We start from the raw sequence: 9,335 nt of genomic DNA, 5'->3' as shown, positions 1-9,335 counted from the left end.
CCCAGAACGTGACGTCCCAGAACCTGACGCCTCCGCATGTGACGCGCCCTCAGGGGCCGCCGCCGCACGGGATGCCGCCTCTGCCGGAGGGCTGGTTGCCGGACGGCACGCCCGCGCAGGGCGTTCCGAGGCTGCCTGATGGCACTCCCGCGCGCGGGATGCCGCGATTCGCTGACGGTACGCCGGCCCGGGGTGTCCCGAGGCTGCCGGACGGTACGCCCGCGCACGGTGACGGGACTCCGGCGCGTGGTGTGCCGAGGCTGCCCGACGGGACGCCCGCGCAGGGGGTGCGCCGGTCGCCGGACGGCACGCCCGCGCAGGGCCTTCCGCGGGCTCGGGGTGGGCATCCGGAGCAGCGGGAGGCCGGGGGCGGCTGGGGCGAGCTGAGGGGCGGTGGCGCTGGGCGTGCGGGAGCCGGTGCCGCCATACCCCGGCAACGCCGGGCCTCCGTGCCCGGGCCGCGGCAGGACTATCTCGACGCATTCGACGAGGAGGACGACGTCTTCGCGCCCCGTACGCCCGCCTCCGCGCACGCGGCGGACGCCTACGCTTCCGTCGCGGACGGGAACGCGGGCACCCCGGCCGACAGCCGCTCCGGCGACCCCGGTGGAGCGGCTCCCCCCGGTGCGCCCACACCCGGCAGGGGAGGCAAGGGCCGTGCCTTCACCGGCATCGCGGCCGCCGCCGTCACCACCGTGCTGGCCGTGATCGTCGCCGGCCAGGTCGCCGACGGCCAGGGCGGCGCCGACGTGCAGTCGCAGTCCGCCACCGACCGGGCCCGGGACGTCCGCGACCCCGCGTCCCGTGCGGCCGGCCGGGTCACCCCGGCCCCGGGCGCCCGACTGGCGCCACTGACGTACGAGGCGAAGATGGAGCGGACGTACCCGCTCGGTGCCACGCTCAAGGGATCGGGCCGGTTCGACGCCGTCCCCGGCATCGCCAAGGCGCCCGGCGCGGGACAGAAGTTCACCTACCGCGTGGACGTGGAGCAGGGGCTGGGGCTCGACGCCGAGCTGTTCGCCGAGGCCGTGCAGAAGACGCTCAACGACCAGCGCAGCTGGGCCCACAACGGCGCGCGCACCTTCGAGCGCATCCACTCCGGCCGGCCCGACTTCGTGATCACCCTCGCCAGCCCGGGCACGACCGCCGACTGGTGCGCCAAGTCCGGCCTGGACACCACGGTGGACAACGTCTCCTGCGACTCGGCCGCGACCGAACGCGTGATGATCAACGCGTACCGGTGGGCGCAGGGCTCCGAGACCTACGGCGACGGCAACATTCACGCCTACCGGCAGATGCTGATCAACCACGAGGTCGGGCACCGCCTCGGCTACGGGCACGTCACCTGCGACAAGGACGGCGACCTCGCCCCGGTCATGCAGCAGCAGACCAAGTTCCTCGACCACGACGGCATCCACTGCCGCGCCAACCCCTGGCCGTATCCGAGAAGTTGAGAGCTGGGGCGGGGACTGTGGCGCGCCTCGCGTTGACATGCGCAGAGAGTTCGTACATATTTCTGGGCATGTCGTCCCGTCCCGCCTCCGTTCGCGCCGCCATCGAGCTGGCGCTCATCGGCGTGACCCCGCTCTGCGTGGCCGACATCCACTGTTGCTGACGCCCGCCCGAGGCGCGCGTCGCGAATCCTTTCCCTCCTTGCCGTGACCCTGTCGCGGTTTCCTCGACGACCCGGCGCCGGGCAGACGTCTGCTGTTCTCCGTCTCACTCTTCGTCATTTCGTCTCGTGATCCGAGACGCCTTCCGAGAGGTCGTCCTTCCGATGCGCCAACCGTCCGTCACAGCGCGCCGCGTGGCCGCGGCATCCGTGAGCCTGGTCCTGGCAGCGGGCGTCGCCGCCTGCGGCCCTGAGGACAACGATGCCAAGGGCGCCGGCGGCGACTCCACGCCCCACAAGGGCGGCACCCTGACGGTCCTGAACGCCAACCCCCAGCAGGACTTCGACCCGGCCCGCCTCTACACCTCCGGCGGCGGCAACGTCCCGTCCCTGGTCTTCCGTACGCTCACCACCCGCAACCGCGAGGACGGTGCCGCCGGCACGGAGGTCGTCCCCGACCTCGCCACCGACACCGGGCGCCCCGACAAGGACGCGACCGTGTGGACGTACACCCTGAAGAAGGGCCTGAAGTACGAGGACGGCACGCCCATCACCTCGGCCGACATCAAGTACGGCATCGAGCGCTCCTTCGCCCCCGAGCTGTCCGGCGGCGCCCCCTACCTGCGGGACTGGCTGGTCGGGGCCGCCGACTACCAGGGGCCGTACAAGGACGAGAAGGGCCTGGACGCGATCGAGACGCCGGACGAGCGGACCATCGTCTTCCACCTGAACAAGCCCGAGGGCGAGTTCCCCTACCTGGCCACGCAGACGCAGTTCGCGCCCGTTCCGAAGGCCAAGGACACCGGCACCGAGTACGAGCAGCACCCGATCTCGTCCGGGCCGTACAAGGTCGTGAAGAACGAGAACGACGGTGAGCGGCTGATCCTGGAGCGCAACCCGCACTGGTCCGCCGCGACGGACGCCGAGCGCAAGGCCTACCCGGACAAGGTCGACGTACGGTCCGGGCTCGACTCGTCGGTGATCAACCAGCGGCTCTCCGCGTCCCAGGGGGCGGACGCCGCCGCGGTCACCACGGACACCAACCTCGGCCCGGCCGAGCTCGCCAAGGTGAGCGGCGACCGGGACCTCGCCTCCCGCGTCGGCACCGGGCACTTCGGCTACACCAACTACATCGCGTTCAACCCGACGATCAAGCCGTTCGACGACATCAAGGTGCGGCAGGCGATCTCGTACGCCATCGACCGCTCCTCCGTGGTCAACGCCGCGGGCGGGTCCGCGCTGGCCGAGCCCGCCACCACCTTCCTGCCGAACCAGAAGTCCTTCGGGTACACCCCCTACGACCTCTTCCCGGCGGGCAAGGCCGGTGACCCGGCCAAGGCGAAGCAGCTGCTGAAGGAGGCCGGGCACCCCAACGGGCTGACCGTCACGCTCACGCACTCCAACGCCCGGGACTTCGAGACCAGCCCGGAGATCGCGACCGCCCTCCAGGACGCGCTCAAGAAGGCCGGCATCACGGTCAAGCTGCGGGGCCTGGAGGAGAACGACTACTCCGACAAGATCCACAACGTGAAGACCGAGCCGGGCTTCTTCCTCGCCCACTGGGGCGCCGACTGGCCCTCCGGCGGTCCCTTCCTCGCCCCGATCTTCGACGGCCGGCAGATCGTCAAGGACGGCGCGAACTTCAACACCGGCCTGCTGAACGACCCATCGGTCAATGCCGAGATTGACGCGATCAACAAGTTGACGGATCTTGACCAGGCCGCCAAGAGGTGGGGTGCACTGGACAAGAAGATCGGCGAGAAGGCCCTGACCGTCCCGCTGTTCCACCCCGTCTACAAGCGTCTGTACGGCAAGGACGTCAAGAACATCGTGATCAGCGACTGGACCGGTGTGCTGGACGTCTCGCAGGTCGCGGTGAAGTGACGCCGTGAGCGAGGCACTCGTCACCGTCGAGGCGGCCGGGATGGACACCTCCGTCCCGGCAGCCTCGGGGGCCCGTCAGTTCTGGCGGCGGCTGCGGACGCAGCGCGCCGCCCTCGGCGCGGCGGTCGTCGTCGCGCTGCTCGTCCTGGTCGCGCTCGCCGCGCCCCTGCTCACCGCCATCGAGGGCCAGGACCCGACCACCTACCACCCCTCCCTGGTGGACTCCGCGCGCGGAGGCGTGCCCATCGGGCCGTTCGGCGGAGCGAGCGCCGGCCACTGGCTCGGCGTCGAACCGCAGACCGGCCGGGACCTGTTCGCGCGGCTGGTGTACGGCGCCCGGGTGTCGCTCGGCGTCGCGCTCGCCGCCACGGTCGTGCAGCTCGCGCTCGGTGTCGTCGTCGGCGTCGCGGCCGGGCTCGGCAACCGCTGGGTGGACCTCGTGCTCACCCGGGTCGCCGACATCTTCGTGGCGATGCCGCTGATGGTCGTCGCGCTCGCCCTGCTCGCCGTCGTGCCCACCGCCTTCCCGCGCCCCGTGCTGGTGGCGCTGGTCGTGGGCCTGGTCTCCGGCTGGGGGACGCTCGCCAAGATGGTGCGCGCGCAGACACTGACCCTCAAGCAGCTCGACTACGTCGCCGCCGCCCGGCTCAGCGGCTGGGGCACCGTCCGGATCGCCCGGCGCGAGATGCTCCCCGGCCTCGCGGCCCCCGTCATCACCTTCGCGGCGATCCTCGTCCCGACGAACATCACCGTCGAGGCGGCGCTGTCCTTCCTCGGCGTGGGCGTGAAGCCGCCGACCCCCTCCTGGGGGCAGATGCTGACCTCCGCCGACGTCTGGTACCAGGCGGCGCCGCAGTACCTGCTGCTGCCCGCGGGGGCGCTGTTCCTGACCGTCCTCGCCCTCACCGTGCTCGGTGACGGCGTGCGCACCGCCCTCGACCCCCGCGCGTCCTCCCGCCTGCGCGTCGGAACCGGCCGCAGGAGGGAGGCCTCGTGACCGGCCTCGGAGGTTTCGTGCTGCGCCGCGCCGTCGGGGCCCTGGTCACCCTCCTCGCCCTCTCGGTGATCATCTACGTCGTCTTCTACGTCACCCCCGGCAACGTCGCCCAGATCACCTGCGGCCCGCGCTGCTCGCCCGCCCAGGTCCAGCAGGTCGCCGGGCAACTGCACCTCGACGACCCGCTGTTCACCCGCTACTGGCACTTCCTGCAGGGCCTCGTCGCCGGCCAGGACTACTCCACCGGCACCTCGGTCCAGCACTGCTCGGCGCCCTGCCTCGGGCTGTCCTACCAGAGCGACCGGCAGGTGACCGCGCTGATCCTGGCCAAGCTGCCGGTCACGGCCTCGCTCGCGCTCGGCGCGATGGTGCTGTGGCTGGTCATCGGCGTCGGCACCGGCGTGCTGTCGGTGTGGCGGCGCGGGCGGCTCACCGAGCGGCTGCTGACCACCCTGACCCTCGCGGGCATGTCCACGCCCGTCTTCGTCATCGGGCTCGTCCTGATGATCGTCGTCTGCGGGCAGCTGGAGCTGCTGCCCTTCCCGCAGTACGTCGCCTTCACCGACGACCCCGAACAGTGGGCCTGGAACCTGCTGCTGCCCTGGCTGTCCCTCGCGCTCATCGAGTCCGCGACGTACGCCCGGCTGACCCGGGCCGCGATGCTGGAGACCCTCGCCGAGGACCACGTCCGCACCTTCCGTGCCTACGGCGTCGGGGAGCGGGCGATCATCGGGCGGCACGCCCTGCGGGGTGCGGTGGCGCCGCTCATCGCCGTGAACGCCAACAACATCGGCGTCCTGTTCGGCGGTGCCGTGCTCACCGAGACGCTCTTCGGACTGCCCGGCATCGGCCAGGAGATGGTCGAGGCCGTCAAGGTCGTCGACCTGCCGGTGGTCGTCGGCATGGTCATGGTGACCGGCTTCTTCGTGGTCCTGGCCAACGCCGTCGCGGACGTGCTGTACGCGGTGGCCGACCGACGGGTGGTGCTGACATGAGCCTGGTCGACGTGCGCGACCTGCGCGTGGACTTCGGCGGGCTGCGGGCCGTCGACGGACTCTCCTTCCGCCTTGAGGAGGGCGCCGCCCTGGCCCTGGTCGGCGAGTCCGGCTCCGGCAAGTCGACCGTGGCGTCCGCCCTGCTCGGCCTGCACCGCGGCACCGGGGCCCGGGTCGCGGGCACGGTCGAGGTGGCCGGCACCGACGTGCAGCGGGCCCCCGAGGAGGAGCTGCGGCGGTTGCGCGGCGGGAAGGCCGCGATGGTCTTCCAGGACCCGCTGTCCTCCCTCGACCCGTACTACGCCATCGGCGACCAGATCGCCGAGGTGTACCGCCTGCACGCGCGCGTGTCCCGGCGTGCCGCACGCGCGCGTGCCGTCGGCGTCCTGGACCGCGTGGGCATCCCGGACGCGGCCCGGCGGTCCCGGTCCCGGCCGCACGAGTTCAGCGGCGGCATGCGCCAGCGCGCCCTGATCGCCATGGCGCTCGCGTGCGAGCCCGCACTGCTGATCGCCGACGAGCCGACGACCGCCCTCGACGTGACCGTGCAGGCCCAGGTCCTGGACCTGCTGCACACCCTGCGCGAGGAGACCGGAATGGGGCTGCTGCTCGTCACGCATGACGTGGGCGTGGCCGCCGAGAGCGTCGACGAGGTGCTGGTGATGCGGCACGGCCGGGCGGTCGAACACGGCCCGGTCGCCACCGTGCTGGGCGCGCCGGCCGAGCCGTACACCCGCGAGCTGCTGGCCGCCGTCCCGCGGCTGGACGCGCCCGCGAAGGCCCCGGTGGCGCCCGAGGCGGTCGTCCTGGAGGCGACCGGGCTGCGGCGCGAGTTCGGGCGCGGGAAGCGGGCGGTCACGGCCGTGCGCGACGTGTCGCTGACCCTGCGCCGCGGCGAGACCCTCGGCATCGTCGGCGAGAGCGGCAGCGGCAAGACGACCCTGGGCCGCATGCTCGTCGGGCTGCTGGAGCCGACGGCGGGATCGATCACGTTCGAGGGCCGCCCCCACACCGGCGTCCACCCGGCCGTGCAGATGGTCTTCCAGGACCCGGTCTCCTCGCTCAACCCCCGCCGCAGCGTGGGCGAGTCCATCGCCGATCCGCTGCGCGCGCGGGGCGAGCGGGACGAGGGGCGCATCCGGGAGCGCGTCGGGGAACTGCTGGAGCGCGTGGGGCTCGAAAGGGCGCACCGCGACCGTTACCCGCACGAGTTCAGCGGAGGCCAGCGCCAGCGCGTCGGCATCGCGCGGGCGCTCGCGGCGGACCCGCGCGTCATCGTCTGCGACGAGCCGGTCTCCGCCCTCGACGTCACCACCCAGGCCCATGTGGTGGCGCTGCTGGCGGAGTTGCAGCGTGAGCTCGGGCTCGCGCTGGTCTTCGTCGCGCACGACCTGGCCGTCGTGCGCCAGGTCAGCGACCGGGTCGCGGTGATGCGGCAGGGCAGCGTGGTCGAGGAGGGGCCGGTCGGCGAGGTGTACGCGTCGCCGCGTGACCCGTACACCCGGCAGCTGCTGGCCGCCGTGCCGGCGCTCGACCCCCGGGCGGCCGCGCGACGGCGTGCGGAACGACGGGAGTTGGCCGCAGCATGACGTTCCGTGGCCGCTTGATCTCCTAGCGCGACGGAACGCGAACCGCACGGGAAAGTTACGACCGTTCACCCCTTTTGGTGGTGCGACGGACAACCGTCCGTCGTACCACCGCCTTGTCCGCATACGTTCGTCCCGCTGCGGGCCGCCGGACAACGGCGGCTCCTCATACGGGAGATCGGGGGTGCACTCGTGCGCATCGGACTGCTGACGGAGGCGGGCTATCCGTACGTGAGCGGGGACGCCAGGCTCTGGTGCGACCGGCTGGTGCACGGGCTCGCACAGCACGAGTTCGACGTCTACGCGCTCAGCCGCAGCCAGCGTCAGGAGGACGAGGGCTGGGTCCCGCTGCCGCCGAACGTGCGCCGGGTACGGACCGCGCCGCTGTGGATGGCCGAGGACGACGAGGTGGTGCTCGGGCGCCGGGCCCGTCGGCGGTTCGGCGAGTGCTTCGCGGAACTGGCTGCGGTGCTGTGCGGGGCGGCGGGGGCGGCGTTGTCGGCGGGCAGTGCGGCGTTCTCGGCAGGCACCGTGGCGGGAACGGCAGGAGTCAGGGTGGGGGCGGCGGGCGCCGTGGCGGGAGCGGCAGGCGTCACGGTGGGGGCGGCGGGCGCCGGAGGGGTTCGCGAGGGGGTGTCGGCCTCCGAGGCGGACCGTTTCGCCAACGCTCTGTACGGGCTCGCCGAACTCGCCCGCGAGACGGGCGGACTGGTGGGCGCCCTCCGCTCGGAGGCCGCCGTACGCACGCTGGAGCGCGCCTGCCGCGCCCCCGGGGCCCAGCGCGCCGCGCGCGAGGCGCGCGTACCGGACCTGCTCGCCGTCGCCGGCTACCTGGAACGCGCCCTGCGCCCCCTCTCCCTCGACTGGTACGAGGACGAGGGGCTCGGCGCGGTCGACCTGTGCCACGCCGCGTCCGGCGGCGCTGCCGTCCTGCCGGGACTGCTGGCCCGTCACTTCACCGGTGTGCCCCTGCTGGTGACCGAGTACGGCGTGCGCCTGCGGACGCACTACCTCACCACCCCGGACGCCCCGCCCGCCGTACGGTCCCTGCTCGCGGCGTTCGAGGGCCGCCTCGCGGCCGAGGCCTACCGGCGGGCCGAGGTCGTCACCGCCGGCAACGCGCACGCCCGCCGCTGGCAGGAGCGCTGCGGTGCCGACCGTGAGAAACTCCGCACGGTCCACCCCGGCATGGACGCCCGGCCCTTCGCGGAAGCCGGTGAGTCCCCCGAGTGCGCGGACCCGGACACGCTCGTCTGGGTCGGCCGCGTCGAGCCCGCCAAGGACCTGGTTTCGCTGCTGCACGCCTTCGCCGAGATCCGCAAGGCGCGGCCGAAGACCCGCCTGCGCATCGTCGGCGCCCCCGTCGGCCCCGAGGGCGCGGCCTACCACCTGCACTGCCGGGCGCTCGCCGCCCAGCTCTTCCCCGACGAGGCCGAGGGCCCGCACATCCCCGGCGACAACCCGGTGTCCTTCGAGGAGATCGGAGGACCCGAACTCCCGCGTCCCGCCGACGCGTACGCCTCGGGCGCCGTGACCGTCCTGTCCAGCGTCGTCGAGGGCTTCCCGATCGGCCTCGTCGAGGCCATGCTGTCCGGGCGGGCGACCGTCTCGACGGACGTCGGCGCGGTCGTGGAGGTCATCGGCGGCACCGGTCTCGTCGTACCGCCGCGCAATCCGCGGGCGCTCGCCGAGGCGTGCGTGGCGTTGCTGCGCGACCCCGAGCGCCGTGCGCGCCTGGGCGCGGCCGCGCGCGCCCGCGCCCTCGAACTGTTCACGGTCGAGCAGAACATCGAGGCATTTCACGGCATTTACCTGGAGATCGTCTCGCGCGCGCCGGTCCGGCGCGTCCTCGACGGGGCGGGGGAGCCGCTGCCCTTCGCGGTTCCCGCCGAGGCCCGGGTCCCGGTCCGCTGGTCCGCCCCGTCGCCCAGCCTGGCCGCCCGCAACGGCCCCGGGTGGGCCACCGCCCGTCCCGTGCGAGCCACCCCGCATGTCCCCGCCCCGGAGGGAGCGCGGTGAAGGACCTCGGAGAACTGGACCGACCGGGCACACCGACCAGCCCGGGAGCGTGGGACACGGGTACGGACACGGACATTGGCTCGGAGCGGGCGCCGGGGTCTGCGGGCGGGGAGGCCGGGACCGAGGCCGATCGCGGCGTAGCCCTGGGCCAGGGTGCCGGCGTTGATCGTCAGGCCTCCCCGGGACGGGAGGCCGGCACCGACGGTGCAGGGTCCTCGCGGTGGCAGGCCGATGTCGACGGC

7 protein-coding genes are annotated in these 9,335 nt (G+C 73.2%); all 7 read left to right on the top strand.

The genetic code is table 11. From position 1 onward, the window contains the following. The first annotated feature begins 449 nt into the window (after positions 1-449). The 7 genes from RIN80_RS19845 (at position 450) to RIN80_RS19820 (ending at position 9,093) form a co-directional block, all read left to right on the top strand. Positions 450-1,454, top strand: a complete 1,005-nt coding sequence (locus RIN80_RS19845; RefSeq protein ID WP_375141741.1) for a DUF3152 domain-containing protein — start codon at positions 450-452, stop codon at positions 1,452-1,454. A gap of 68 nt (positions 1,455-1,522) precedes the next feature. After that, positions 1,523-1,615 (top strand): Ms4533A family Cys-rich leader peptide, encoded by a 93-nt coding sequence (locus tag RIN80_RS26605; RefSeq protein ID WP_351358375.1) that lies wholly within the window; start codon positions 1,523-1,525, stop codon positions 1,613-1,615. A 162-nt stretch (positions 1,616-1,777) separates the two neighbouring features. Further along, positions 1,778-3,496 (top strand): ABC transporter substrate-binding protein, encoded by a 1,719-nt coding sequence (locus tag RIN80_RS19840; RefSeq protein ID WP_309096960.1) that lies wholly within the window; start codon positions 1,778-1,780, stop codon positions 3,494-3,496. 4 nt (positions 3,497-3,500) lie between these two features. After that, on the top strand, positions 3,501-4,493 hold the full coding sequence (locus tag RIN80_RS19835) for an ABC transporter permease (RefSeq protein ID WP_309096959.1): 993 nt from the start codon (positions 3,501-3,503) through the stop codon (positions 4,491-4,493). Continuing rightward, positions 4,490-5,488: an ABC transporter permease gene (locus tag RIN80_RS19830; RefSeq protein WP_309096958.1), complete on the top strand. Its 999-nt coding sequence runs from the start codon at positions 4,490-4,492 to the stop codon at positions 5,486-5,488. The genes RIN80_RS19835 and RIN80_RS19830 overlap by 4 nt, the downstream gene beginning before the upstream one ends. Next, positions 5,485-7,077 carry an ABC transporter ATP-binding protein gene (locus tag RIN80_RS19825; protein ID WP_309096957.1) on the top strand — a complete coding sequence of 531 codons (1,593 nt, stop codon included), beginning with the start codon at positions 5,485-5,487 and terminating at the stop codon, positions 7,075-7,077. The genes RIN80_RS19830 and RIN80_RS19825 overlap by 4 nt, the downstream gene beginning before the upstream one ends. Positions 7,078-7,266: 189 nt before the next feature. Beyond that, entirely contained in the window at positions 7,267-9,093 is a 1,827-nt protein-coding gene (locus RIN80_RS19820; RefSeq protein ID WP_309096956.1) for a DUF3492 domain-containing protein, read from the top strand. The last annotated feature ends 242 nt before the right edge of the window (positions 9,094-9,335 follow it).

The sequence above is a fragment of the Streptomyces sp. genome, from assembly GCF_031181705.1.
Classification (GTDB): Bacteria; Actinomycetota; Actinomycetes; order Streptomycetales; family Streptomycetaceae; genus Streptomyces.
This window is presented reverse-complemented; position numbering and strand designations above follow the sequence as displayed.

Coding starts and splice junctions, on each gene's coding strand:
- RIN80_RS19825 (WP_309096957.1), top strand. CDS start 5,485: ATGAGCCTGGTCGACGTGCGCGACCTGCGCGTGGACTTCGGCGGGCTG.
- RIN80_RS19840 (WP_309096960.1), top strand. CDS start 1,778: ATGCGCCAACCGTCCGTCACAGCGCGCCGCGTGGCCGCGGCATCCGTG.
- RIN80_RS26605 (WP_351358375.1), top strand. CDS start 1,523: ATGTCGTCCCGTCCCGCCTCCGTTCGCGCCGCCATCGAGCTGGCGCTC.